26 protein-coding genes are annotated in these 24,138 nt (G+C 42.6%); 18 read left to right on the forward strand and 8 right to left on the reverse strand.

Annotation, left to right across the window (positions count from 1 at the left end):
* Nucleotides 1-50 precede the first annotated feature (50 nt).
* Nucleotides 51-302 (forward strand): NUDIX hydrolase, encoded by a 252-nt coding sequence (locus tag ACOSV2_RS14060; protein ID WP_428975640.1) that lies wholly within the window; start codon nt 51-53, stop codon nt 300-302.
* Nucleotides 303-544: 242 nt separating this feature from the next.
* Entirely contained in the window at nt 545-820 is a 276-nt protein-coding gene (locus ACOSV2_RS14065; RefSeq protein ID WP_428975641.1) for a hypothetical protein, read from the forward strand.
* Between the two features lie 76 nt (nt 821-896).
* Here ACOSV2_RS14065 and ACOSV2_RS14070 read toward each other — a convergent pair whose 3' ends face one another.
* Complete coding sequence (locus ACOSV2_RS14070; RefSeq protein ID WP_428975642.1) at nt 897-1,919, reverse strand: serine hydrolase domain-containing protein; 1,023 nt, start codon at nt 1,917-1,919, stop codon at nt 897-899.
* 190 nt (nt 1,920-2,109) lie between these two features.
* Between ACOSV2_RS14070 and ACOSV2_RS14075 the strand changes: the two genes are divergently transcribed.
* Nucleotides 2,110-2,727, forward strand: a complete 618-nt coding sequence (locus ACOSV2_RS14075; protein WP_428975643.1) for an HAD family hydrolase — start codon at nt 2,110-2,112, stop codon at nt 2,725-2,727.
* A 48-nt stretch (nt 2,728-2,775) separates the two neighbouring features.
* Here the strand turns inward: ACOSV2_RS14075 and ACOSV2_RS14080 are convergent, their stop codons facing one another.
* Nucleotides 2,776-3,789 carry an ABC transporter permease subunit gene (locus ACOSV2_RS14080; protein WP_428975644.1) on the reverse strand — a complete coding sequence of 338 codons (1,014 nt, stop codon included), beginning with the start codon at nt 3,787-3,789 and terminating at the stop codon, nt 2,776-2,778.
* On the reverse strand, nt 3,782-4,666 hold the full coding sequence (locus tag ACOSV2_RS14085; RefSeq protein WP_428975645.1) for an ABC transporter permease subunit: 885 nt from the start codon (nt 4,664-4,666) through the stop codon (nt 3,782-3,784). The genes ACOSV2_RS14080 and ACOSV2_RS14085 overlap by 8 nt, the downstream gene beginning before the upstream one ends.
* A 116-nt stretch (nt 4,667-4,782) precedes the next feature.
* Between ACOSV2_RS14085 and ACOSV2_RS14090 the strand changes: the two genes are divergently transcribed.
* On the forward strand, nt 4,783-5,457 hold the full coding sequence (locus ACOSV2_RS14090) for a hypothetical protein (RefSeq protein ID WP_428975646.1): 675 nt from the start codon (nt 4,783-4,785) through the stop codon (nt 5,455-5,457).
* Between the two features lie 156 nt (nt 5,458-5,613).
* Nucleotides 5,614-6,816, forward strand: coding sequence for an ATP-binding protein (locus ACOSV2_RS14095; RefSeq protein ID WP_428975647.1), 1,203 nt, complete (start codon nt 5,614-5,616; stop codon nt 6,814-6,816).
* 103 nt (nt 6,817-6,919) lie between these two features.
* Here the strand turns inward: ACOSV2_RS14095 and ACOSV2_RS14100 are convergent, their stop codons facing one another.
* On the reverse strand, nt 6,920-7,180 hold the full coding sequence (locus tag ACOSV2_RS14100) for a YueH family protein (protein ID WP_428975648.1): 261 nt from the start codon (nt 7,178-7,180) through the stop codon (nt 6,920-6,922).
* 258 nt (nt 7,181-7,438) lie between these two features.
* On the opposite strand from ACOSV2_RS14100, the gene ACOSV2_RS14105 reads away from it, so the two are divergent.
* The 6 genes from ACOSV2_RS14105 (at nt 7,439) to ACOSV2_RS14130 (ending at nt 11,003) form a co-directional block, all read left to right on the forward strand.
* Nucleotides 7,439-7,942 (forward strand): YehS family protein, encoded by a 504-nt coding sequence (locus ACOSV2_RS14105; protein ID WP_113970299.1) that lies wholly within the window; start codon nt 7,439-7,441, stop codon nt 7,940-7,942.
* Nucleotides 7,943-7,945: 3 nt separating this feature from the next.
* Nucleotides 7,946-8,653: a M48 family metallopeptidase gene (locus ACOSV2_RS14110; protein ID WP_428975649.1), complete on the forward strand. Its 708-nt coding sequence runs from the start codon at nt 7,946-7,948 to the stop codon at nt 8,651-8,653.
* A gap of 78 nt (nt 8,654-8,731) precedes the next feature.
* Nucleotides 8,732-9,121, forward strand: a complete 390-nt coding sequence (locus ACOSV2_RS14115) for a VOC family protein (RefSeq protein WP_428975650.1) — start codon at nt 8,732-8,734, stop codon at nt 9,119-9,121.
* Between the two features lie 103 nt (nt 9,122-9,224).
* Nucleotides 9,225-9,605, forward strand: a complete 381-nt coding sequence (locus ACOSV2_RS14120; RefSeq protein WP_428975651.1) for a nuclear transport factor 2 family protein — start codon at nt 9,225-9,227, stop codon at nt 9,603-9,605.
* 137 nt (nt 9,606-9,742) lie between these two features.
* A complete protein-coding gene (locus tag ACOSV2_RS14125) occupies nt 9,743-9,865 on the forward strand; it encodes a hypothetical protein (RefSeq protein ID WP_428975652.1) in 123 nt (40 codons plus the stop codon).
* A 292-nt stretch (nt 9,866-10,157) separates the two neighbouring features.
* On the forward strand, nt 10,158-11,003 hold the full coding sequence (locus ACOSV2_RS14130; RefSeq protein ID WP_428975653.1) for an STAS domain-containing protein: 846 nt from the start codon (nt 10,158-10,160) through the stop codon (nt 11,001-11,003).
* A gap of 95 nt (nt 11,004-11,098) precedes the next feature.
* Here ACOSV2_RS14130 and ACOSV2_RS14135 read toward each other — a convergent pair whose 3' ends face one another.
* On the reverse strand, nt 11,099-11,803 hold the full coding sequence (locus ACOSV2_RS14135) for a Dph6-related ATP pyrophosphatase (protein WP_428975654.1): 705 nt from the start codon (nt 11,801-11,803) through the stop codon (nt 11,099-11,101).
* 309 nt (nt 11,804-12,112) lie between these two features.
* On the opposite strand from ACOSV2_RS14135, the gene ACOSV2_RS14140 reads away from it, so the two are divergent.
* The gene (locus ACOSV2_RS14140) at nt 12,113-13,435 is read left to right on the forward strand and encodes a D-serine ammonia-lyase (RefSeq protein WP_428975655.1); all 1,323 of its coding nucleotides are present in this window, start codon (nt 12,113-12,115) and stop codon (nt 13,433-13,435) included.
* A 256-nt stretch (nt 13,436-13,691) separates the two neighbouring features.
* Nucleotides 13,692-16,019: an RNA polymerase recycling motor HelD gene (gene helD, locus ACOSV2_RS14145; protein ID WP_428975656.1), complete on the forward strand. Its 2,328-nt coding sequence runs from the start codon at nt 13,692-13,694 to the stop codon at nt 16,017-16,019.
* A 36-nt stretch (nt 16,020-16,055) separates the two neighbouring features.
* Here helD and ACOSV2_RS14150 read toward each other — a convergent pair whose 3' ends face one another.
* On the reverse strand, nt 16,056-17,309 hold the full coding sequence (locus ACOSV2_RS14150; protein WP_428975657.1) for an MFS transporter: 1,254 nt from the start codon (nt 17,307-17,309) through the stop codon (nt 16,056-16,058).
* A gap of 142 nt (nt 17,310-17,451) precedes the next feature.
* Here ACOSV2_RS14150 and ACOSV2_RS14155 point away from each other — a divergent pair, with 142 nt between their 5' ends.
* Nucleotides 17,452-17,661 carry a hypothetical protein gene (locus ACOSV2_RS14155; RefSeq protein ID WP_428975658.1) on the forward strand — a complete coding sequence of 70 codons (210 nt, stop codon included), beginning with the start codon at nt 17,452-17,454 and terminating at the stop codon, nt 17,659-17,661.
* A 374-nt stretch (nt 17,662-18,035) separates the two neighbouring features.
* Here the strand turns inward: ACOSV2_RS14155 and ACOSV2_RS14160 are convergent, their stop codons facing one another.
* Both ACOSV2_RS14160 and ACOSV2_RS14165 read right to left on the reverse strand, forming a co-directional pair.
* Nucleotides 18,036-19,007 carry a sensor histidine kinase gene (locus ACOSV2_RS14160; protein WP_428975659.1) on the reverse strand — a complete coding sequence of 324 codons (972 nt, stop codon included), beginning with the start codon at nt 19,005-19,007 and terminating at the stop codon, nt 18,036-18,038.
* Nucleotides 19,008-19,021: 14 nt separating this feature from the next.
* Nucleotides 19,022-19,720, reverse strand: coding sequence for a LytR/AlgR family response regulator transcription factor (locus ACOSV2_RS14165; RefSeq protein ID WP_428975660.1), 699 nt, complete (start codon nt 19,718-19,720; stop codon nt 19,022-19,024).
* A gap of 166 nt (nt 19,721-19,886) precedes the next feature.
* Here ACOSV2_RS14165 and ACOSV2_RS14170 point away from each other — a divergent pair, with 166 nt between their 5' ends.
* The 4 genes from ACOSV2_RS14170 (at nt 19,887) to ACOSV2_RS14185 (ending at nt 24,135) form a co-directional block, all read left to right on the forward strand.
* Nucleotides 19,887-20,639 carry an ATP-binding cassette domain-containing protein gene (locus ACOSV2_RS14170; RefSeq protein WP_428975661.1) on the forward strand — a complete coding sequence of 251 codons (753 nt, stop codon included), beginning with the start codon at nt 19,887-19,889 and terminating at the stop codon, nt 20,637-20,639.
* Nucleotides 20,620-21,786 (forward strand): ABC transporter permease, encoded by a 1,167-nt coding sequence (locus ACOSV2_RS14175; protein ID WP_428975662.1) that lies wholly within the window; start codon nt 20,620-20,622, stop codon nt 21,784-21,786. Before ACOSV2_RS14170 ends, ACOSV2_RS14175 begins: the two co-directional genes overlap by 20 nt.
* Nucleotides 21,787-21,850: 64 nt before the next feature.
* Nucleotides 21,851-22,903 carry a site-2 protease family protein gene (locus ACOSV2_RS14180; RefSeq protein WP_428975663.1) on the forward strand — a complete coding sequence of 351 codons (1,053 nt, stop codon included), beginning with the start codon at nt 21,851-21,853 and terminating at the stop codon, nt 22,901-22,903.
* Between the two features lie 278 nt (nt 22,904-23,181).
* Nucleotides 23,182-24,135, forward strand: coding sequence for a DUF2268 domain-containing protein (locus ACOSV2_RS14185; RefSeq protein ID WP_428975664.1), 954 nt, complete (start codon nt 23,182-23,184; stop codon nt 24,133-24,135).
* Nucleotides 24,136-24,138: the final 3 nt, after the last annotated feature.

A 24,138-nucleotide genomic window follows, 5' to 3' on the forward strand; every position in this document is an offset into this window, starting at 1 on the left:
AGAATTATTTAGTCCGTCTTAATAGATTCATAGAAAAGGGAATAACGAATATGCCAAAAACGTCAGGCTGCTTTACTATAGTACGAAACAAAGAAGGACGCATATTGCTGGCGAAGCGCAAGGACTATCCAATCTGGGATTTGCTTGGGGGAGGAGTGGAACAGGATGAACCGTTGGAATGTTGTACGATGAGGGAAGCGGAAGAAGAAACGGGATACAGGATTTCCATCAAGGGAAAAGTGGGAGAATACGATCAACCTCAATACGATGATCTTCAACACGTGTTCTTCGGTGAAGTATAAGCTGGATCTCCCATCAAGGAGGGTCCTGAAACGGAAAAGGTGGTTTCACCCGAATACCTTACCCGCATTCATGATTCCAAATAGAAGAAAACAAATTAAACATTATCTACTGCAGAAAGAGGAGCTTGTAAAAGAATCTACAAAGGTTTCTCCTATTAAACTTTTTATATATAAAGGTTTATTAAAAACAGTAAGTAAAAGTGGGTATGTAACCGTAGCATGTTGAAAAGGAGGATGAAAGAATGGAACCTTACGAATTGAATAAACCTCTAAAGATTTCCATCAATGTCTTCCTGCTTTCCTTCATTATAGCAGCATGGATCATGATGTTTGATGACCAGCCTCAAAATGACTCCATCGGCTGGATGTGTCTAATGGCTTTTTGGGTGTTTAAGAGCCTATATGACGCAGTGATAAGTCTGAAGAATGGAAGGAAGAAGACGGCTTTTCTAGACTTCCTTTTAACCATTGTTGCGCTGGGTGTTTTAATATGGGGAGGTATGAGGTATTTTACTTGAAGCTGTTGGAAGAAAAGAGGCTCCATCGTTCTTTGTTACTGGAAAGCCTGACGATGGAACCCTATATTTAATGCACTCAGGTTTCAAAATAACCCTCAATCGATTTCGTCACTTCAAATGGGCCAGATTCTCTATTGGATGGAATCGATAGCTTCAAGTCAAGCAGAGGATAATAAGAGGAACGAAAACTCACTCCGGGATCATACCCCATCACATGATACTTGTAGATCTCCTCATTCCTTTGATTCATCCAGATTCCATACCCGTAGTGCACCTCTCCATTCACATGGACATAAGGGGTCAGCAGCTTCCTGGTCGTTTCTTCATTTACTAGTTTATAAGAAAATAAAGCTTCCCAAAGGCTCACCATATCTGAAGCGGTGATAAACGCCCCGCCGTCAGCCCCGCCTTTTACAGGGATGGAGTAAAGGTTGGTTCTCCACGAGTTCTCTCCCTCTATATACCCCACTGCTGTATTGGAAGGGAGGCAGTCTAATGAAAAATATCCTGAACTTTCCATACCTGCTTTCTGGAAAATCTCAGATTCTATGTAATCTGTAAAAGACTGCCGGGTTTGTTGCTCGATGATCAATCCCAATAGGATGAACCCCGCATTATTGTAATGAAATCGATCGCCGGGAGTGAATTTCATCTTACTGGATTGAAAGAATGGCAGAAAGTCCTCGAGGGATCTCATATGGTAAACCGGTTTTTCCTTCCACAGCTCTTCAAAATCAGACATTACTTCTTCATCGAAATAATCCGGAATTCCTGACGTATGGGTCAAAAGATGATGGATGGTCACTCGTTCATCAAAATGAGGAAAGTCGATATCCAAACAATCCTTTAAACGGGTGTCAAAAGAGAGTAACCCCTTTTCAACCAATTGACCTATCCCTATGCTTGTAAATAACTTACTCCCTGATGCGATCCCAAATCTTGTCCTAGGGGTGTTCGGAAGGCGATCCGATCGATTCGCATAGTCATGGGCACTTTCTGATAAAACTTCTGTCCCTTGTTTGACGAGGACGACCCCAGAGAAGTCGAGTTCTTTACAGCTTTCATGTATTAGATTATGCAACTCAATATGTTTGCTCATTGAATTCCCCTCCGTTATAGGCTATGACTCTATTTATTATTTTAACATATATTTCCTGTTATAGATATGAACTATGGGGACCAGCATAGACCACTTAGGAAAAAACCTTCCCTATGAATTTCTGCTATACTACATGCAATGACATTTTTTACCTGTCAAAAAAACACCGAACGAATTGGAGGAATCAGTCATGGATAGTATCATCTTCGATCTGGACGGAACACTTTGGGATCCCATTGAATCCGTTCTGGAAGCATGGAACAACGTTATCAACGAACATAGCCAGTTAAAAGAAGGTATAACAAGGAAGCATCTTGAAGGAACCATGGGGCTTCAAATGAAAGAAATCGGGAAGAGATTGTTCCCTGAATTGAACGAAGAGGAGCGGGAGCGACTTCTGAAAGATCTTTCCCGCCATGAAATCCCCCACTTAAGTAAGTATGGAGGGAGTCTCTATAACCATGTGGAAGAGGTGCTTGTAGAGCTGTCGAAGAAGTACAAACTGTTTATCGTCAGCAACTGCCAGGAAGGATACATCGAGGCATTCTATGACTATCACAAACTCGATAAGCATTTCATCGATTATGAGAACCCTGGCAGGACAGGACTTTCAAAAGGTGAAAATATTAAACTGATCATTGAACGCAACCATTTAACTGCCCCTGTATACGTTGGAGATACAGAAGGGGACCAAAAGGCGGCAAAGGAAGCTGGGATTCCATTTATCTATGCCCGCTATGGGTTTGGGGAAGTGGACGAATATACGCAAACCATTGATTCATTTGATGAGTTGTTGAAACTTTTATGATAAAAAAAGAAGGCGCCAATGGGTCCATGGGCGTCTTCTTTTCATGTGTTAATTCTTAAGTGTAAACAAATCCGTTGAAACAGTGGTGGATTTTTCCTTGATTTCTTTTTCCTTCTTTACTTTCACCTTAGCATAGTCACTCTCGATGAACACTTTCCTAAGCGTCGAGCTTATGCTATTCACGCACAGAATGATGAGGGCGAAAAAGGCCAGTGGGACAAGGACCAGGAACGGGTTCGAGAAAATGAGCCGGATATTCATACTGATGGTGGCGGCCCATTCATTCGTTTCCGAGAAGTACACCGGGTTACTTGGATCAAGGTCTGTGAAGGCAAACTCAGCTATCTTCAATCCGCCGAGTGCCATGAGCATGATACCAAGCTGGATCAGTAAGGATAGGGCTTGTGCCACCTGCTCGGAAAACAATACGATGGAATGCCTCATAAATTGAGGGATAAGATGTCTCCTCATGATACTGAATCGACCGGCTCCCATCGTCCTGGATACGTCGATAAATTCCTGGTTCATGTAAAGCTTCATCTCTTCCCCCAGGTAGGTTCCGAGGGAGGGAGTTGTGATGATGGCAATCACACATAATTGAATGACAAAGTACTCACCCGAAGGCAGGAACCCGGGCTGAAACGACCTTTCTAAGGGAATCAGCATGGCGAATACGACGATGGCAAGGGGAACATATTGAAAGGACTCCCCCAAGCCTTTAACGTACCTTCTGACGATTGATGGTACAAATGTGTAAACGATGGCAAAGATGAACCCGAATACAATTCGTAGAAAAGCAATGAACAAGGCAGCAAAAATCGTATATTTCGCACCGGCCAATAATATTAGAAAGAAATTCCTACCGAGACGGTCGCTGCCTAAAGGAGCCATCTCACTTGGTGAAAAAGGAGGAGCGGCAATGAGTCTTCCTTCTTCATCCTTTAAATAATTCACCACCACATCATAATCCGGAAACCATACAGGAGTCAGAAAGCTGATGACGACGAGTGCCACAATAACGAATACAGGAACCGATAGCCCTTTTACAAGTTTCCTAGACATGATATTCTCCTCCGTTTAACCATTTCTTCAGGATATACGACCCTGCTTGAAAAACGATGAAAAAAGGCACGAAAATCAGGAGCATCCCTACAAAGAAGGCAGCAGCTGAACTGGTGGATGCCCGAAATAATACCATCATGAAGCCATTCATATTAAACAGGATTTCAATGACAAGTAAATTGGAAAGCATCAAGAGAAAGATCGGCTTTAAGTGAAGGAAGAAGTGGATCCATACATTACGGAACAGGTGAAACCACACCGTATATGATTTCCTGAACCCTTTCGCCAGGGAAAACTCTACATAGGGCTTGCTCTCCTCTTCTTTCAGCTGGAACAAAAACTGCTTCACAAGGAATATAACTGGCAGGATGGAAAGGCAGACGATCGGTAGAAAGTAGGTCCGTTCATCGTGGATGGCATAAATATTGAAAAACAGGATGTCCGTCCTTTTATATAACCAGATGGTGATGATCTGGAATGATACGACGATGAAAACGTCCGGTAGCGCATCGAGTACATTCAACAGTTTCATGGACGATCGGTAACCTCGGCGTGATGATAGCATGATGAAGTAACTCGCTAACACAGAAAAGCAAATGGCAAAGAAAAACGAACTGATCAGGATGGTGAACGAATAACCATAAGTATTCAGTGCTATCTTGAACAAGGAAAATGGTCGATTCTGTTCTCCTAAGTAAACCGTGATGGCAGACGGATCCATCAGTTCGAAAATGGAATCATACAACTGGTGGAAATAGTAACCAACCGTAACAACAAGCTGCGTATCATAGGCTAGAAGCGATCCGACCCCACTCAGTAAAAATAGCCCCGCAACCACAATCAAAAAATGAAAGGACGTATCCACGACTCTTTTCATGAAATCCCTCCACAGTATTTTACAAATTCATACAATTTTTTCATGTCTCATGTTACAATAAGCAAATAAATTTGTAAACAAAATTCTGACTAATAAGCGGAAGGCAGGTGTTCAATATGAACGTGAAAAAACGAATGCTTTACCTATTCATCCTGCTGGCCATTACATTTTTAACAGCCTGTCGACTGGACTTTTCAAAGGATAAAAGCAGTGTGCAGCAGATGGTGAAAAAAGAAGGCAGTGTTGAAAAGGTAGAAAAAAAGGATACTGAAAGCAAGCCCAATTCTAACGAAAAAGAAGAACCAGCCTATACGTTCAATGCATCCGTTACATTGGATTCAACCAGTATTCAAGTAGAGGGAGATTCAACCCTTCCACCCGATGTAATTCTCTATGTCAGACTAAGAGCATATCCCGAAGACGCTTCAGTTCCCGACATTAAGGACTATCGTGCAGAACCTTATACGAAAGTTATCTCTGAAGAACATATGAGCATCCAGGAAGACGGGACATTCAAGTCACGTGGAGTGGAGAGACCGGAATTTCAACAAAGATATTTGCTGGAATTAATTTTTGCACCAACGAGATTTGAAGAATCGATGCAACAGAAAATTGTGAAGGAAGGTGAAAGTGTAGAGGACCTTCCTGGGATGATTCCGATTGACATGCCTACCCGAAATGAATTCTTTGATGATGTGGTCCCTGGATATATCAAACACGTCAATATCATGCAATTTGATGAACCGGATGGGAATGACGTAACGTTGGAATTAGTGTCAGTTGAATCGTAGACTATAGAGAATGGACAATAGGAAGGTGTTTTTTTATGTAGTTTGATGCTGATCATACGATTCTTCGGTGATTGACTTTTCCCGAAAATTGTCAGATAGTTAGATTGTCCTGTCATAGAATGACAAAAATAGAGTTTATTAGTGGGAGCATTATTAATGAAGGAATTTCATGGTCGATTACATAAAAAATACTATTATATGATTGTTTCGTTCATTATCGTCCTGATGATAGCGGGTTTGCTGGTGGATAATCAGGTGAATTCACGATTTGTGGTGCATGGTATGATGGTTTTCATCATCTCTATCTGTCTCTTGATTTATCCATGGTTTGAGAATGCGTGGGTAAGATATATGACGATCATCTCATCCACCGGTTATTTTTACACCCTGTTTTACTTGTATCCGGAAACGTGGTCGGGTTTTGTTTTGCTTTGTTTTATTCCTGCCCTATCCATTCTCTTTTTTGATAAGTGGCTGTTTTATTTTTCGCTTGTGATCAATCTTGCGTTCATTGCGGTTACATTCGGTTATATCGGGTTTGTCGATAAGGGGCAGGACTATCCTTATATATATACAGATTTAGTAGGGAATGTGGTGAACTTCTTGGCCAGTCAGGTCCTGCTCTATTTTATCTTTCATTTAACGAATCTGCGAATTCAGAAGCAGCGGGTTTATTATGAGCAGGTGCAGCAGGCGGAGCGGATGAGGACAACGGGCCAACTGGCGGCGGCTGTCGCCCATGAAATCCGGAATCCCCTGACCGTCGTGAATGGATTCCTTCAATTTTATGTAGAAGACCCGGCATTCAGTCAAAGCGAGAAGCAGAATTTTGCCTTGATGATGAATGAACTCGATACGGCGGAGCATGTCATTTCCCAGTTCCTCTCCGTTTCAAAGCCGGACAATGTGGAGAAGGTGGACAATGTCGACGTTGAGATGGTTCTCAAGGATGTAACGGAACTCCTCAACATGTACGGTCTGCTGAACGACAATGGCATTGATCTTTACGTAGAAAAGGACTGTCATGTGGCGGCCAGTTCCATTGAATTGAAGCAACTATTTATCAATTTAATCAAAAATGCCATCGAAGCCTCCCCACATAGCGGGTCCGTTGAGGTAAAGGCTGCCAAAGTAAAAGGCCATGTCTGCATTCAGATTATAGACAACGGCCGTGGAATGAGTCAGGAGGAAGTGAAGAACCTCGGGACTCCTTTCTACTCCTTAAAAAGCAAAGGAACCGGCCTGGGCCTCATGATTTGCTTCAACATTGTGGAGAAATACAACGGGGGCATACAGTTTGACAGCGAGCCGGGACATGGCACAACAGTCACACTGAAATTTCCACTTGCTCCTAATTAAAAGAAGGTCCGTCCCTCAACGCACTAAAGCATTGAGGGACGGACCTTTCTTGATAAGCAGGAAGAAACAGCAAATAATCGTTTGCTGTTTTTCTGTCTTGTATTTAAAAATGGCTTTGAACTAACTTTTCGATAGCTGTTACCAATTTGTCTGTATCCCCCTGGAACATATGGAAATTAAGTGAGGATTGAAGTTTTGTACTTTGAATTTTGATGTCATCCTTTTGATTGAATTCCGCAGACCAATGGATTGCAGGGATCGATACGATAAATCGTTTGTCGGGAGTTTTATGTAGATATACTTCAGCCAGTTTGTTTCCTGACAAATTTATTTTCTCATATGAGGTTATCATTACATCACTCATTTCAGTTTTATATGCAGATAATGTTAGTATAACAGGATTAAACGGTGAAGGCGAAGTATTACATAATGGGGTAATAGTAAAGAAATACTTGAAATGAGTTAGTTTATAAAAGAAGAATTAGTTTATAAAAGAAGAATAGGAAAGAGAAGAAGCTTATCTGTCATCAGGTAAGCATCTTTTTCAGGCCATACTATAAAACAAGTCCTTATAGTGGTAAGCTATTGTTTTAGTGATAGGAAAATCTCAGGAGGTAGACACATGAATTTAAATAATAACGATATATTAATTCGATTACGATATGCACTCGATATCAAAAATACAGAAATGGTAGAGATCTTCAAGCTTGGAGGCATTGAGCTTTCAAAAGAAGAAGTGCTGAAGGTGCTCACAAAAACACAGTACAGTGATGATTTCGAGGAAGAGATCATTGAGGATGAAGACCATATACCATGTGATGATGAAATGTACGAGTCCTTCTTAAACGGCTTCATTACGTTTAAAAGAGGACCAAAACCGGGACAGACGGATCGACCGGAATTGACGTATGAACATGTGAATAACCTTCTATTAAAAAAGGTAAAAATCGCCCTCTCATTAACAAGTGAGGATATGATCGAGATCCTGGATCTGGCTGGAGTGGCAATTACAAAAGGCGAATTAGGAGCGATTCTGCGAAGAGAAGGACATAACAATTACCGAGTGTGCGGTGACCGGTATGCACGGAATTTCTTAAAAGGGTTAGCCATCCGATACAGGGGATAAATGATGAACCATACTTATTCTGGTGAGACCATACAGTTTGAGATTAAATATAAGAACCGGACATCGATCGGTATTTACTTGGACAACTTCGGAAGCATTGAAATTCACGCACCTAAAGGGACAACGGATGATTCGGTGATTCGGCTGCTGGAGGATAAATGGGATGTGATCCTGGAGAAATCGAAGGAAATGAAGGATCGTCTGAAAGGACCGCAGGATAAGGTCTATGAACATGGGGAACCCTTTTTGTATTTAGGGAACTCTTTTCCCATACAGGTTCTTCAAAATCAGGAGATTACACAGGATCATGTCACATTTGACGGACACACGTTGCATATCAAGGTAAAAGAGCACGAGGATGAACGAATCCAGCAGGCGTTAAAACGGTTTTACTACAAGCAGTGCAAAGCATTGGTGGAGAAAAGCATTGCCGTCCATCAACGTCACTTTAAATCCAAGCCCCGTTCCATCCGCATCACAGACAGTCAAACGACCTGGGGAACCTGTAATGGGAGAAGGCAGCTGACCTTCAACTGGAAGCTTGCCATGGCCCCTCAGGATGTTATCGACTACGTTGTCGTCCATGAAATGTGCCACATGGTCCACCTCAATCACGACCGTTCCTTCTGGCGGCTTGTCGGAAAAATCGTGCCGGATTATAAGGAGAAAGAGCAGTGGCTCGCGTTGTCCAGTTGGAAGATGACGGTGTAAGTCAGCAATTCATGTGGGACGATGGGACAGGCACCTTGTCCCATCAATCAAATAGTTGAATAGAAAGAAGTGAAGGCCTTGATAAAGTATAAATGTCTCCATCACGTAAGTCTTACGGTGACAAATTTGGAAAAAGCGAAAGATTTCTATGGGAAAACATTATGTTTAAACGAGATCACGCGTCCCGATTTTGATTTTCCAGGTGCCTGGTATGAAATAGAAGGACAGCAGCTCCACTTAATCGTCGACCCCTCGGCCCAGACCATTCGTCAGGATAAACGCCTATCCAGCAGGGAAGGTCATTTTGCCCTAAGAGTGGAAAACTACCACGATACTCTTACATGGTTAAAAAAGAACGAGGTTGAAATTCTCGAAAAACCCCAATCAAAAAGTGGATTCGCCCAAATTTTCTGCGCCGATCCAGATGGTAATCTGATTGAACTCAATGTTGAACAAAAAGTTCTATAAAGCCAACAGGAGCGATGAACTTAAATCAAGGACATTCATTCGCCAATTCCATCCTTTTCCTTTAAAATGAAAGGATCACGGTTGAAATGAAAGGATGATTGGAATGAATGGTTCACTCACCATTAAAGAAAGAGCAATCTCATTTCTGGAACTAGTCGCATCAGGAAATGTCAGCGAAGCATACGAAAGTCATGCAGGTCCTGATTTTCGCCACCATAACCCGTATTTTCCCGGTGATGCAGACTCGCTAATGTCTGCCATGGAGGAGAATGCAGCCGGGAACCCGGACAAGATACTCGAAGTCAAGCGGGCTATCGAGGAGGGGGAATCCGTTGCGGTCCACTCACATGTGAGACAGAATCCAGACGACCTTGGAGTGGCTGTGGTCCATATTTTCCGTTTCCAGAATGACCGGATTGTTGAATTGTGGGATGTAGGTCAAGCCATCCCGGAGGATTCACCTAATGAGAATGGAGTTTTTTAATTTCTTTCGTCGATTCCTATTGGAGTCGGCTTATTTTTTTGCGGGCCTCCCAACCTGCATATAAAAGTAACGAGTGTTTTCATATTTGTTGCCATCCTTGAGCACTATAAAAACAAAACAAAAAGGGTGGTGAAAGAATGTCTAAACAGAAAAATAAGGACCTTAAGAATAATAAAGGGATGCCGAAGTCAGATGTGGAATTTGCACAAAATGGACTCGAAAAGGTGGCTATTAAAGCACAGGAAAGAAAGAATAAATAGAAATTGATTTATTTCCAAATAAGATTGAAAGGGAGCTGATTCCCTCTCAATCTTATTTTCTGAACTTCCTCTTGCTCTACAAAGGTTCCATACCCCTGATCTTTGAATTTATTACAATCAACCATTCTATTTAAAATAATGGGTAAATTGATTAAGGATTTTCTTTCCAATAAACCTAACGATTATAAAGGTGTGAAATATTTAATATATATTTGAAATACTTGTTTTAGAAGGTTTTTTGTTTATAGTAACGAATAAGGAATATATCAGGGATAAAAAGGAGCGAGTTATTATGAATAGGTTATTCCATAATAAGGAAGAGGTAGCGGATTTCCTTACAGCTAACAGAGAGAAATTCCAGCAAATGCTCTTATCTGAAGCTGTAAATGTTGGAAGCAAAATCAATGATATATTAGAAAAAGGAAACATCGATTTATTAAAGAATGCAGAAATGTTAGCTCACTATATCGTTGGAAACAGAGAAAAAGAGCTGGTTGAATTTGCAAAAGTAGAGGGTAAGGCATGGGCGCAACATTCTCTCACACTTTCATTCAAGCTGGAATGGGTACATGCAATTAGAAGAACTTTATGGTATTTCCTTTATCAATATGATGATCAGTATGAGGATAATGAATCTCCACGAAAGAAATTCTTTGATTTGGAAAAAAGAATTAATGACAGCGTTGATCAGTTCCTGAATACTTTCTTTATCAGTTATTCTGATTACAAAGATGAACTGCTATTGTCGCAAAAAAAGCTGGTGGAAAATCTATCGGTACCTATCATCCCGATCAATAGCTCGATTGCGGTACTGCCTTTAATCGGAATGATCGATACCTATCGTGTCCAAACACTGGAAGAAAAAGTGTTGATGGGAATCAGTTCGATGAAAATTCAAACCTTAATTATAGATTTATCGGGTATTGCAGAAATGGAATTCGATGTCATTTTTCAATTTGAGAAGATCTTAAACGGAATGAATATGATGGGATGCAAAGCAATCCTTACAGGGCTGCGTGTAGAGCTTGTTAGAAAAATAGTTGATTCGGGAGTGGCATTTGACAGTCAAGTAGAGACACAGGGTACATTACAGCAAACACTCAAAGAACACCTGGTGTTGGAATCAGGAGTGCAATAATAATTTAATCATTTTATTTATAGGGGCAAAAAAGCTGCAGATCAAACATCTGATCTGCAGCTTTTTCTTCATTCAATAATCATTCAGGTCACTTTCTAACGTGATTCCGACATCTTATCCAGTTCCAACGGCAAAAACGCATACTCTCCGTCTTTCAAAATCTCACGTTTTAAAACGGGAACAGGCTGTTTGAATATCGGCCCATCCACTACTGTGGTATGGAACTCGCCACCCTCTCCGCAGGGATCGATTCCTCGGGCTTCAAGTTCCTTTATGTATTCATGGGTTAACGTTCGGCCTAAATCGCCTGTTTGCATGCCCAGGGATAAATTAACCGTTACAACGATGGATACAAATCCTAGATTGATGAATTCTTCGACAGCTTCACGATGGTTCATTCCCCATAAAGGCATCCCAAGCTTTAGCCCTGCGTTCTGCGCCACTTTTTCATGCCAGCAGCCGTGTTCAGGCATATCCAGGTCTCCCGTTACTAACACTTCGGCCCCATGATTCTTTGCATTTTCTAAAAGGGTCATGAAGACTTTTTCATAATCTGTCCAACTGGCAGCTGCTGTGAATACGGGCAATCCGATAGATTCCGCTTGTGCACGGATAAGCTCAGGAGGCATCCCGTGGGATCTGGACCGCTTTCCTTCTTCCTCCAGCATCACAATCAGCCCCAAAGCATCTCCATCCATCGATGCTTTGTATAGAGCTAAAACACTATCTTTTCCTCCGCTAAACGAAGTGATAAATGAATGCCCGCGAGCACCATGTTTCCAATCCTTTGATTCTGTCATTCTTCACTTTCCCCCTTAATAGCTTTTCATATTTTCTTAACTGGTTTCATTGTTTCTTTCATTCTATCACAATGTGATATGAGACTAGCCACCTAGTCCCGGTAAACTCATATGAACTTATTGGGACGAGGGGGTAGTCAATTTGTCCTCCAAATTTCTACAACTATTTCCCCGGAAATTGATAAAAAATAATAGAATTCTACAAAGTGTGTCATGCTGACTATTTTTCACCTTCAAGAAATCGTCAGCATTAAACTTCTAAAGGCACTAAAACTTCTGTAAAATGAAACGTAAATTGAGGGGGAGATAATGATGGAACCTACATACGGCCTGAAACCTGCTTTACTTTCCGATCTAAAAGCAATGAAAGAAACCTTCTGGTCAAACTCATCACTGAAATCCTGGGTCAATTCTGATACAAACCCTGTAGAGGGGAGTGATATCTATGAAGCTGAAAAGAGGCTTCTTCGGTTTGCCCCGTACATAAGACACGTATTTCCCGAAACAGAAGAGAAGAATGGAATCATTGAGTCACCTATCCAAAGGCTTCCGGATATGCAGAGAGAACTGGAAAAATATTATCAAACTACCATATCGGGAAAGCTATTGTTGAAATGTGACAATGAGCTGCCCATTGCCGGTTCCATTAAAGCCAGAGGGGGAATCTACGAAGTACTGAAGCTGGCAGAAACTCTGCTGATTCAACACGATATGATTCAATTGACGGACGACTACTCCGTTTTAGCCAATCCCTCGTTTAAGGAGTTCTTTTCACAGTACTCCATTGCGGTAGGCTCGACGGGGAACTTAGCCTTAAGTATTGGAACCATCGGTGCAGCTCTTGGTTTCAATGTGACGGTTCATATGTCACGTGAAGCGAAAGAGTGGAAAAAGGAGCTTCTCAGAGAAAAAGGAGTAACGGTGATCGAGCATCAGAAAGATTTCTCTTATGCCGTTGAAGAAGGGCGAAAGCAATGTATGAAGGACTCGAATGGTTTTTTCATAGATGATGAAAACTCGAAGGATCTTTTCATGGGCTATGCAGTCGCTGCACTGCGGTTGCGAAAGCAGTTAGAAGAAAAGGGGATTGTTGTTGACCGGGATCACCCATTGATTGTGTATTTGCCATGCGGTGTCGGGGGTGGACCTGGAGGGGTGACGTACGGATTGAAGCATGTATTTGGTGATCATGTTCATTGTTATTTTGCCGAACCAACCAATTCTCCATGTATGCTTATTGGGCTTTCGACTGGAAAGCATGAAAAGATTTCTGTCCAGGATATAGGATTAAGCAATCGGACAGAAGCCGATGGACTGGCCGTCGGGCGCCCCTCGGCATTATCAGGAAGGATGGTGCAGGAACTGGTGAACGGCGTGTATACAGTCAATGATGAGAACTTATTTAAAATGCTGGCTCTATTACACCAATCAGAATCCATTTCCTTAGAGCCTTCCGCGCTTGCCGGGATGCTTGGCCCAACCTCTATACAGATACGAGAGCATCTTGAATCCCTTTCGTTAACTAGAACTCAATTAACTCAAGCGACTCATCTAGTGTGGGCGACAGGTGGGAACTTAGTGCCTGCGCAGATTATGGAAAGTTATGTTGTTATGGGGAAAGGATTTTTATAGTGCTTAGGGACGGACCTTGTGCTTTCAAATGAAGGCATGAGGTCCGTCCCTCTTTTTCTCACAAAAAAAGACTGCCAAACGAAAATCGATCGTCCAACAGTCTTTAAATTTATATTGATTAGAATGTTAATTTGTGATAAATTAGAACAGAAACGCTTAAGTTGAGTAAATTAAAACATATTACCTCAATAATAATTATATAACATAATTTACTCTTTCGTCAACCCTCAATTTTTTTAGGAAAAGGAGTGCTTGGATGAATCTTGAAATTCGGCAGGAGCAGGAACGTGTGGACCGTGTCATTGAGACAATTGTGGAGCAAATCGGACGCCTGGAGGATGAAACCGGACGACGACAAGAGGAAGTGGTGGAGATCCGTAAACACTTCTGGGATGAGGTCAAGGTGAATACCGATACCTTCGATGATTTTCTGGAAACCGTCCTCAGTTTGAGGCAGCAGGCACAAGTGTTGACCGTTAGTCAAAGCACTCACAGACAGGCAGTAAAAAAGCTATCCGCTCTACAACGCATGAAGGGAAAGCCTTATTTCGGACGTATTGATTTTTTCGAAGAAGGAGAATCGGAGTCGGAAAAGGTCTATATCGGCATTGCCACCCTCACGGATCAAAGTGGGGATGATTTCCTGGTCTATGATTGGCGCGCTCCGATTTCGAGCGTTTATTATGATCATCCGCCAGGTCCCGCAGAATACACCACACCCGGTGGCATAGTCAGAGGGACGCTTGAGAAAAAATGGCAGTATCTCATCCGGGACGGCGTCATCGACTCCATGTTCGATACCAGTCTGACGATCGGGGATGAAATTTTGCAGGAGGTGCTCGGGAAGCGGACCGATACCCATATGAACAGCATCGTGGCAACCATCCAGCAGAAGCAGAATCAAATCATCAGGCACGATCACGGTCGGCTGCTCATCGTTCAAGGCGCAGCAGGCAGCGGGAAAACCTCGGCAGCACTTCAGCGGATTGCGTATTTACTTTATAAATATCGGGGCAGTCTCAAGGCGGATCAAATCATTCTGTTCTCTCCGAACGCCATGTTCAACAGCTACGTATCGAACGTACTGCCTGAGCTTGGTGAAGAGAATATGGAGCAGGTGACCTTTCAGGAATATTTAGATCATCGATTGAGTGCCGAGTTCGAGTTGGAGGGACCATACAGTCAATTGGAGTATGTCCTGACTGAAACGGATGCCCCATCATACCGGACCAGGACGGCAAGCATCTCCTTCAAGGCATCGACGGATTTCTTTGACATCATTAAATTATACAGAACGTCACTGGAGGAATCCGGGCTGCGATTCAAAGGAATTAAGTTTCGGGGAAAGCCGATCGTTACAGCAAGTCAAATCGAGGAACGATTTTATTCCAGTGATAAGTCACTGCGTTTTCATAACAGGCTGGAGAAATTGACCGAGTGGATCAATAAACAGATCGATGAAGCTGAGAAGATTGAACGGAGCAAGCCTTGGGTAGAGGAAGAAATCGAGCTGATGAGCAATGAGGACTATCACAAAGCGCATCAGCACCTGCAGAAGAAAAATCCTTCGAATGATTATGAAATCGAGTATGAGGCGCTGGCCCGATTGACCGTTCGCAGGAGATTCAAGGGACTGCGCAAAGCGATCGAGAGATTCCGATATGTGGACGTGAAGGGAATGTATCTTCAGCTTTTTGCTGATCCGGCGAACATCTCCACATTATGGAATGGGGAGATCCCTGAAGAGTGGGAGGATATTTGCCGTTCGACTGTGAACATGCTAGAGGAAGGGGAATTGTCCTACGAGGATGCGACTCCTTTTTTATTGTTAAAAGAGCTGATTCTCGGCTTTCAGACCAATACGTCGATTAAGCATGTGCTCATCGACGAAGCCCAGGACTACTCACCCTTTCAATTCGAATTCATCAAGCGTCTATTTCCTTCAGCCAAAATGACCGTGCTCGGCGACTTTAATCAGGCGATCTTTGCCCATGCCCGTAAGCACGTGGATTTCAGCACACTGACCGGACTCTATGGACAGGATGAGACCAACATGATCAACTTGACTCAAAGCTACCGGTCCACCAAGCCGATCATCGAGTTCACACGCAGGCTTGTACCTGGCGGCGACCAGATATCCCCATTTGACCGGGATGGTGTAAAACCGGTGCTCACCCAGGTCGCTGATCACGATGAACTTCACGGGCGAATTGCAGCGAAAATACAAGAATGGCAGGACCGGGACTACCATTCCATAGCCGTCATTTGTAAATCTGCAAAAGAAAGTGAAGCCGCATACGCCTCTTTAAGCGGTGTAGAAGACATCAAGCTCATGAAAAGCGCTTCCCTTGAATACGAACAGGGCGTGATCGTCATCCCGGCATACCTGGCAAAAGGAATCGAATTTGACGCCGTCATCCTTTATGACGCATCCGCCCAATCCTATGGTGACGAAAGCCTCAGCCGCTTGTTCTACACAGCCTGCACAAGGGCTATGCACGAGCTGCAGCTATTCTGCGTAGGCGAACCGAGTCCATTTTTTGAACATATAGAAGTGGACCTCTATAATAGCGAACCGTCTTAAATTGTTAACACAAAGGGACGGACCTTGCACTTCAAATCAGGAGTACAAGGTCCGTCCCTCCTTCTTGATCAACACGACAAACAAACTGGCCAGCACACAGAATACTCCGGCGAGGAAAAATGCCCAAGTATAGGAGTTGAATAGATTGAATATGATCCCGCCGCCAAACGCCGCAACGGCTGCGCCGGCCTGATGTGCGGCAAAGATCCACCCATAAATGATCCCGCTTTTGGCGACCCCGAAGATTTGCCTCGAGATGTTGATGGTAGGAGGTACGGTCGCAATCCAGTCCAATCCATAGAACACAGAGAAGATGATGAGCAAAGTAACAGACCCTTCAGACAAAGCAAAGGGAAGTAAGACCAAAGAACCTCCTCTTAAGGCATAATACCAAAACAACAGCCAGCGATTATCGAAGCGGTCAGAAAGCCAGCCGGATAATGTGGTGCCGACAAGGTCGAATATCCCCATGAAAGACAGTAAGGATGCAGCCGTCACCAATGGAATGCCATAGCTTAAACAATAGGAGACAAAATGGGTCCCAATCAAGCCGCTGGTGGACAGTCCGCATATAAAGAAGCTTCCCGCCAGTAACCAGAATTCCTTTGCTTTAACCGCGAGGAATAATCCATTGAACGCAATCACAATCGGATTATTCCTGGGCTTTTCCTCATTGACTTGAATACCGTCACCCTTTCCATAGGGCTCGATTCCGATATCTTTAGGGGAGCTTTTCATAAAGAAGGAGATTATGAATAACATGATGATGCTTAGAATGATGATGAGGCTGATGGCCCCTCTCCATGAATATCGTTCAATGATGATGGCTAAAACCGGAAGGAGGATCAACTGACCCGTTGCGGTACTTGCTGTTAAGATTCCGACTGCAAGTCCTCTCCGTTTCACGAACCAGCGATTGGCCACGTAAGGACTGAGCACCGTTAGAAAAAGAGAGGAGCCCAATCCGATGATGATGCCCCAGATGAGAATAAGCTGCCATGGTTGATTCATGACTAACGTGAGAAGAGTTCCCAACAATAAAGTAGCCATGGATCCGATCATCATTTTCTTTAAACCCAGTACTTCAATAAGCGCTGCCATAAAGGGGCCGGATATTCCATACAAAAACAGGCCCACAGCAAACGCAAGGGAAATGATGGATCTGTCCCATCCAAATTCGCTCTCAAACGGTTCAATAAACACTCCGGATGAAGATCGGACAATGCCTGCCACGATAATCGAAAAGAAAGCGATGGTTAAAATAATCCAACTGTAATGAATACGTTTCATATTAATCACCTAATCTCATTATATATAGTTCAGTGAGAGTAAGCTGAAGTTTTTTATAAAAGTTGAGATAGCGGGAGTTTTTTGAAATAATTGGAAGGGAAGAATCGTATACTTGGATTTTTAATGGGAAGGAGGAGAATGGGTGAAAGAAAATATGAAACTGGCATGGATTGCTTCCTGGTTTGCACTAGTTGGTCAACTGATATTTTTCATCGGGGTGGCAACTTTCACAGAGGATTGGCGCTATGTCATGTGGAGCTTTATGGTCAGTATGGCAGCGGGCGTTCCTAGCATGATACGTACTTGGCTGGCGCAGAAAAAAATAAACGATCAAAAAGCAAGTTCCGTCTAATACTATTCAGGAACTAATAAGAGGCTGGCCAAAAAGTCACATTAATGACTTTCGGCCAGCCCTTTATTTATGAATTCCAATGCCCCCGTCCTGACCATAGAAACCTTAAAAATTCTTATCCTTCTCTGATTTTCTTTTGAAAAAGAGGATCGTAGCTACAATCAGGACCAAGATAATGGCCATCGGTATGATGACAAACAACGCAACTCCAGAATCTCCAAAGATGGGAATTCCTCCTCTCAGGTGATTGATCATAGCTTCTCTTTTCCCGTTTATTATATTGGTAAAACTTTATGGAACACACTGGCATGCATCTGAGGGACGGACCTTTGCATGTAACAAAAATATTCGACTTAACTGTTCAAATGAAAATTCTAATGGATTGCCGGAAATTTAATCTTCACCGTAAATTCTTCATCTCGGTATACAAAGTCCAGTAATCCTTGGTGATCGCCGACCGTGTCCTGAATGACCTGGGTACCGAGCCCTTCGTGTTTCTCCCCTTTTGTCGTGTGGCCATAACTCTGATAAAGCTTATCCAGAATGTGGATCGGAATCGGAAGGCTCGGATTTTGACAGATCAGCACATACAGCCCGCTTCGTTTGTAGAACTGAAGGGTGACGGTGGCGGATTTACCATAGTGATTCTGCCATTCAATGGATGCATCGATGCTATTGGATAGCAGATTTCCAAGTAGTGTCACCAACTTTTTATCCGGAATGGGCAGAGTGGATAGGGGCATGTCCACATCGTAAATCATCGTCAACCCCGAAGCCTTTCCCTGGCTGTACATTTGATGTAGGATGCCTGCTATACTTCCTCGTTCACCCTTAATGGAAAGATTCGTCTCTTCATACCCATCTACCAAATCATCAAGGTAGGCTGTGGCCTCTTCATGGTGCCGGTTTTCAAGCATATAGTGGATGGAGGAAACATGCTTGAGAAAATCATGTCGTTCACTGCGAACGATGCGGAAGGTCTCCGTGAGCTGGGCACGCTCTTCTTCAAATTGGCCGTTTTCTTTATAGAGCTGTGCCATTCGATTTAACACTTCTCCCCTTATACATTCCAGGCCAATAAATACCACCAGAAATACTCCGTAAAACCAGGAAGTCTTCATCACAAGGTAAGGGAGCAATAGGAGGAGCTGTATGAGAAAAAGGGCAACGTTCCACTTCAGACCAGGTTTAAAGAAAGAGATCCGTATTTTTCTAGAAAGTATATACAGAGTGAGTGAGACTACTAGAAATGTTATATAGAAAGGGACGTCCCAAGGCAGATTCAATAGAAGTGCATGCAGATGCACGAATCCGAGCAGGATGAGTGTAACCCAATAAAAGTTCACAGCGTTTCCACCTTTTAAAAGTAATATTTTTGCAGGAAATCGACCTTTTCCTTTGTAATCATGGCTTGCTTGTCGAGTCCTTCAAATGTAATCACATATGAGTTTTTCGCATAGAGAGAGAAGTTCTTGACGTAGTGAATATTGATGATGAAGGATCGATGAGATCGGATGAAGTCCCGCTCGCGTAATTCGCCCTCGAGTTCATTCAACGTTAGATAGGTTTTGATTTCTTCATCCTTGGTGTAGATCGTAGTCGATCGCCCGGATCTTTCAATAAAGACAATGTCCTTCTTCTGCACAATATGGATATCATTCTTTTGTTTTAAATAGAGTCTTCCTGTCAATTCAGCGGACCTTGACTTTTCCATCAGTCGCTCTATTGATTTCAACAAGCGGTCATTTGTATAGGGCTTCATGATGTAGTCATGTACATTCAATTCAAAGGCATGGACGGCATAGCCACTGTTTCCTGTTACGAATATCACGGAAATATCCAGGGCATGGGAATGAATGATATCCGCCAGTTCATAACCTGACAAATGAGGCATCTCGATATCGGCTATCAACACGTCAATCGTTTCTTTCTTGATCTGATCATAGGCTTCTTCTGCCAAAGTGGTGGAAAAGACAATCTCCACATTCTGTATGCGGGAAATGATGCCATTCAATTTATCTAAATCTATCATCCGATCATCTACTAGACCGATTTTCATTTCTTCTCGCCTCGCATCTTCTGAAGTCCCCTTTATTTTACCATTTTTAATGAAGAATTTGGCATTTTCACGACATGAAATGGACTTTTCACGACATAAGTGGAGATTGTTTCCTTATTTGTTTGTATGATGGACCTAAGATAATAAATGGATGAGGTGAGAGAAAGTGATACAGATACACGAAGTCACGAAACAGTTCAAGGACAAAAAGAAGTATGTCACAGCGCTTAAGCATGTCTCTTTTTCAGTGGGGAAGGGTGAGGTCGTTGGCCTTCTAGGGGAGAATGGAGCTGGAAAAACAACCCTGCTCCGAACAATCGCGACGCTACTGACTCCTACTGAAGGATCTGTGGAAGTAGCAGGATACGATACGATTAAACACCCAAATGAAATAAAAACGAGAATCGGTGTATTATTCGGAGGGGAAACAGGACTCTATGACCGATTGACCGCCAGGGAAAACCTTCAATATTTTGCTCTGTTATATGGTTTAAGCAAGCATGAAACGAAGGTGCGCATCGATGATTTGGCGAGGATGTTCGGGATGAGGGATTACCTCGACCGGAAAGTTTCAGGTTTCTCGAAAGGTATGCGTCAGAAGGTTGCCATCGCGAGAACGTTGATCCACAATCCTGATATCATACTGTTCGATGAACCAACGACAGGGTTGGACATCACGTCTTCCAACGTCTTTCGGCAGCTCGTCCATCAGTTGAAACGCGAAGGGAAAACGATTGTCTTCTCCAGCCATATCATGGAGGAAGTGTCCTTGCTATGCGACAAGGTAGCGATGATGCATAAAGGGGAATTGGTGTATCACGGCGACATCGAACACCTCTATCATACAGAAGAGAGTCGGGATATGAACTATATCTTTATGAGCAAGTTGGTGAGAGGGGATGAACACTTTGCTTCTTAATATTTATTTGAAAGAATTGAAGGACAGCTTCCGCGACAGAAGAACCCTGTTACTGACGGTCCTATTGCCCATCTTCATGATGAGTGGACTCGTATTATTCTATGAAAATATGTTTTCCGGTGACGAAGGGAAAACGTACACCCTTGCCGTCGAATCGTCTGTTAGTAAAGAAGTGACAGATCTATTTTCAGGATATGAAACGATTGATATTGTGAAAACTGCTGATCCTGAGAAGTCCCTTGAAGAAGGGGAGGCCCTTGCCGCCATGATTGTAAGTCCTAATTTCATGCGTAACATTGAACAAGGAAAAGAAGCAGGTGTGACCATCATTGGTGACTCCTTAAGCCAGAAATCCAGCAACCTTATGAATATTGTCACCACTGCATTGAGCGCTTATGAGAAACAAGTGACAGCAGAGAGACTCGAAGCTCAAGGGACGGACCTTTCCCTTATTGAGCCATTCAACATCACTCAACAGGAGATGTCAGACGATGACACAAGCATGTTCCTACTGGCCTTCCTTGTTCCGTTGATACTGGCCATTTCTATAGGGGTGGGAACGGGTCCTTCTGCAGCCGATTTGTTTGCCGGTGAAAAAGAGAAGAAGACGATGGAGGCCTTACTCATGACTCCGGTCAAACGCTCCACACTTCTGATGGCAAAGTGGCTGACCATTGCAACAGTGGGTGTGGTCACGGGTATCGTAACGCTGATCGTGCTGGCGATTGAAATCAGTCTCTTTACAGAAAATCTTAAAGCAGCTGTATCCTTTGGAGATAATGTGTATTTAATCATCATCCTTTCCTTGCTTCTCACCATCGTGTATGCGGTGTTCGTTGCATCCCTTCAAATGATCACCAGCATTATAGGGAAAACCGTCAAGGAAGCACAAAGCTACAGCGCACCGATCATGATGCTCGCAGCCTTTCCCGGTATGATCATCACGAATGTCGGACTGAATGAACTATCTTTCCAACACTTTGCCATTCCGGTCCTGAACCTGTTCAGCCAATTTAAAGAACTGTTCATGGGTGTGATCGATTATCAGCATCTCTTCCTGACGTTCGGAAGCAATCTTATCTTGATGCTAGTCATATTTGTGACTGGCAGAATCCTGTTCTTGAAGGATAAATGGGTGATGAACTAATAATATGGATGAGCAATCACTATGGTGATTGCTTTTATAAAACAATGAGTTGGGAGTTATAAAAATGAAGTCTTTCTTTACACCAAAATGGTTATCTCTTCTTGGGTTATTCCTTTTATTAATTGGGGTTTGGTACGAGCCAACGAGGGAAATGACTGCCGTGATCGGAGGTCTTTTCCTGGCATGGCTGCTTTCAGTTGGTCTGCATGAACTCGGTCATGTGATGGCAGGGAGGTGGAACGGATTTGAATTTGGTTTTTTAGCATTGGGGGCGATTCAATTCGAACAAACGAAAAGTGGTATACAATTAAGAGAAAATAAGCGTTGGTTTTTCTTTGGCGGAGTGGCCATGATGGTGCCGCCCCTTGTGAAAAAAGAAGCCCTTATTCCAAAATGGGCAGCCTTTGCAGCAGGTGGACCGATTCTATCATTCATAGCAGGAATCATCTTTTATCTATTATTTGATTGGACATCCTACGAGTTTTTCTTCTATCTTGCCATCATGAATGCCTGTATATTTGCCGCAACCATTGTGCCCCTGAAATCAAGTATGCGAACCGACGGCTATATTCTCCTCACATTAATCAAAAAGAATGAGGAAGCAGGGAAGCTAATGGACGAATTAGTTATCATGAGAGAGATGCTCAGTAGAAAGCAACCTCTTGAATGGAACCGGGACTTTATACAAGAAGCAAAACAAAAGGAAGCAGTTGAGGAGAATGTGCAATTTTTCTTGATGAACTACTACTTTGAAATTGAGCAACATGGTTTTCCATCCGCTGAAGAAGCAATGGTTCCGTATGTTCAGATTCCCATAACGAAAAACAATAAATTCCAAATGGCATTTCTCACTCATATGAAGCAATTATCTTGCTTTTTAAACGGTGAAGCCAACATCAAAGAAATCACTCGCCTTCAGAACTCACTTTCCAACATCGAACCTGTCTCTTACTACAGAGGCAAAGCGATCATTGCCCATCTGCAGAATGATCATAAAAGAGCGAGAATCTATTTAAAAAAAGTAAATGAAATCATATTAAACAATCAGCCACTATACGGATTCTATCAAGCTGAGAAAACACTATCCAACTTGGTCGAAGCGAAGATGACTGGTTAAGGATCAAAAGGATGAACCTCGATAGTGATCATTCGATAAGAATTCCTATTATTATATTTGAGTTCGAATACATTACATTCATACTGTCACCGAAACGCATTAATAAAAAAGAGAATAATATTCTATGTTTATTAAAAGCATGTTCCTATCAGGTTCATGCTTTTTTAATGGAAGAATGAAACTTTTCCCAAAAATATACGTATAGAAATAATGAAATGGAATTTTATCCCTTATTTATGATGGATATGCTCATTTTTAATCTGAAAGGAGATAGAAGAATGAAACCATTAGGAAAGACACTGCTCATTCCTTTGATATCTTTGTTATTCATAAGCTGTTCAAATGATCAACCGGTGCATCTGAAGGAACAGGAATCTCCGATTACATTCTCACAAGATAAACAGGAGTTCGAGATTTTCTACATGTATGATGAAATGAAGGAATACATAAACAGCGTCCGGGAGAAATCTGGAAGCAGTAATGAGACGGTGTACATTGAAAAGGTTTTTGAACCATTCAAAGAGCTGTCCGATATTGAAGGTTTCAGCTTAGCTTATCCTTTTGAGGGCACGTATGAATTGGACAAGTTAGAGGAATCGATCGTTGCATTGACCCAGGATAAAGATTCCACCGATCAGATCATCAAAGAATCCTTAATCAATTCGGCAGAGCAGCTTCCGGGAGAAAATAAGAAAATTATTGTCTTACCGGCAAATCCTGAAGATACGCTCACTGTGGAAGAGATGGGTGGTGTCGAAGGGGTCGTCCTGGCGGAGGATGTGATTGTGTTGAAGCTTTCGGCATCATTCGATAAAGACATATTGAAGTATACGGTTGCCCACGAATATAACCATGCCATTGAGGGAGAGAGCAATGATGGCATGATGCATACTATATTGGGTGCGGTTGTGATGGAAGGGAAAGCAGATGTGTTTGCAAGTATCCTCTACCCACAGATCGAAGTCCCCTGGAAAGAACCGATGAATACAGAAACAAAAGAAAAAGTAGTGAAAGAGTTAATGGAACTCGCAGATTCAAGTGATCCAAGACTTTACTTAGGTCTAAGAAGCGGTAATCCTTCAAAAGGAATTCCACAATGGGCCAACTATAAAATCGGATTTGAAATCGTTCAGAGCTATATAAAGAATCATCCTGAAGTATCGGTTGGGAAGTGGACAAGCATGCATGAGCAGGAAATCATTGCTGGAAGTGATTATACGGAAATTAACTAATGG

The organism is Rossellomorea sp. DUT-2, assembly GCF_052665285.1.

Coding starts and splice junctions, on each gene's coding strand:
- ACOSV2_RS14060 (WP_428975640.1), top strand. CDS start 51: ATGCCAAAAACGTCAGGCTGCTTTACTATAGTACGAAACAAAGAAGGA.
- ACOSV2_RS14065 (WP_428975641.1), top strand. CDS start 545: ATGGAACCTTACGAATTGAATAAACCTCTAAAGATTTCCATCAATGTC.
- ACOSV2_RS14070 (WP_428975642.1), bottom strand. CDS start 1,919: ATGAGCAAACATATTGAGTTGCATAATCTAATACATGAAAGCTGTAAA.
- ACOSV2_RS14075 (WP_428975643.1), top strand. CDS start 2,110: ATGGATAGTATCATCTTCGATCTGGACGGAACACTTTGGGATCCCATT.
- ACOSV2_RS14080 (WP_428975644.1), bottom strand. CDS start 3,789: ATGTCTAGGAAACTTGTAAAAGGGCTATCGGTTCCTGTATTCGTTATT.
- ACOSV2_RS14085 (WP_428975645.1), bottom strand. CDS start 4,666: ATGAAAAGAGTCGTGGATACGTCCTTTCATTTTTTGATTGTGGTTGCG.
- ACOSV2_RS14090 (WP_428975646.1), top strand. CDS start 4,783: ATGAACGTGAAAAAACGAATGCTTTACCTATTCATCCTGCTGGCCATT.
- ACOSV2_RS14095 (WP_428975647.1), top strand. CDS start 5,614: ATGAAGGAATTTCATGGTCGATTACATAAAAAATACTATTATATGATT.
- ACOSV2_RS14100 (WP_428975648.1), bottom strand. CDS start 7,180: ATGAGTGATGTAATGATAACCTCATATGAGAAAATAAATTTGTCAGGA.
- ACOSV2_RS14105 (WP_113970299.1), top strand. CDS start 7,439: ATGAATTTAAATAATAACGATATATTAATTCGATTACGATATGCACTC.
- ACOSV2_RS14110 (WP_428975649.1), top strand. CDS start 7,946: ATGAACCATACTTATTCTGGTGAGACCATACAGTTTGAGATTAAATAT.
- ACOSV2_RS14120 (WP_428975651.1), top strand. CDS start 9,225: ATGAATGGTTCACTCACCATTAAAGAAAGAGCAATCTCATTTCTGGAA.
- ACOSV2_RS14125 (WP_428975652.1), top strand. CDS start 9,743: ATGTCTAAACAGAAAAATAAGGACCTTAAGAATAATAAAGGGATGCCG.
- ACOSV2_RS14130 (WP_428975653.1), top strand. CDS start 10,158: ATGAATAGGTTATTCCATAATAAGGAAGAGGTAGCGGATTTCCTTACA.
- ACOSV2_RS14135 (WP_428975654.1), bottom strand. CDS start 11,803: ATGACAGAATCAAAGGATTGGAAACATGGTGCTCGCGGGCATTCATTT.
- ACOSV2_RS14140 (WP_428975655.1), top strand. CDS start 12,113: ATGATGGAACCTACATACGGCCTGAAACCTGCTTTACTTTCCGATCTA.
- helD (WP_428975656.1), top strand. CDS start 13,692: ATGAATCTTGAAATTCGGCAGGAGCAGGAACGTGTGGACCGTGTCATT.
- ACOSV2_RS14150 (WP_428975657.1), bottom strand. CDS start 17,309: ATGAAACGTATTCATTACAGTTGGATTATTTTAACCATCGCTTTCTTT.
- ACOSV2_RS14165 (WP_428975660.1), bottom strand. CDS start 19,720: ATGAAAATCGGTCTAGTAGATGATCGGATGATAGATTTAGATAAATTG.
- ACOSV2_RS14175 (WP_428975662.1), top strand. CDS start 20,620: ATGAACACTTTGCTTCTTAATATTTATTTGAAAGAATTGAAGGACAGC.
- ACOSV2_RS14180 (WP_428975663.1), top strand. CDS start 21,851: ATGAAGTCTTTCTTTACACCAAAATGGTTATCTCTTCTTGGGTTATTC.
- ACOSV2_RS14185 (WP_428975664.1), top strand. CDS start 23,182: ATGAAACCATTAGGAAAGACACTGCTCATTCCTTTGATATCTTTGTTA.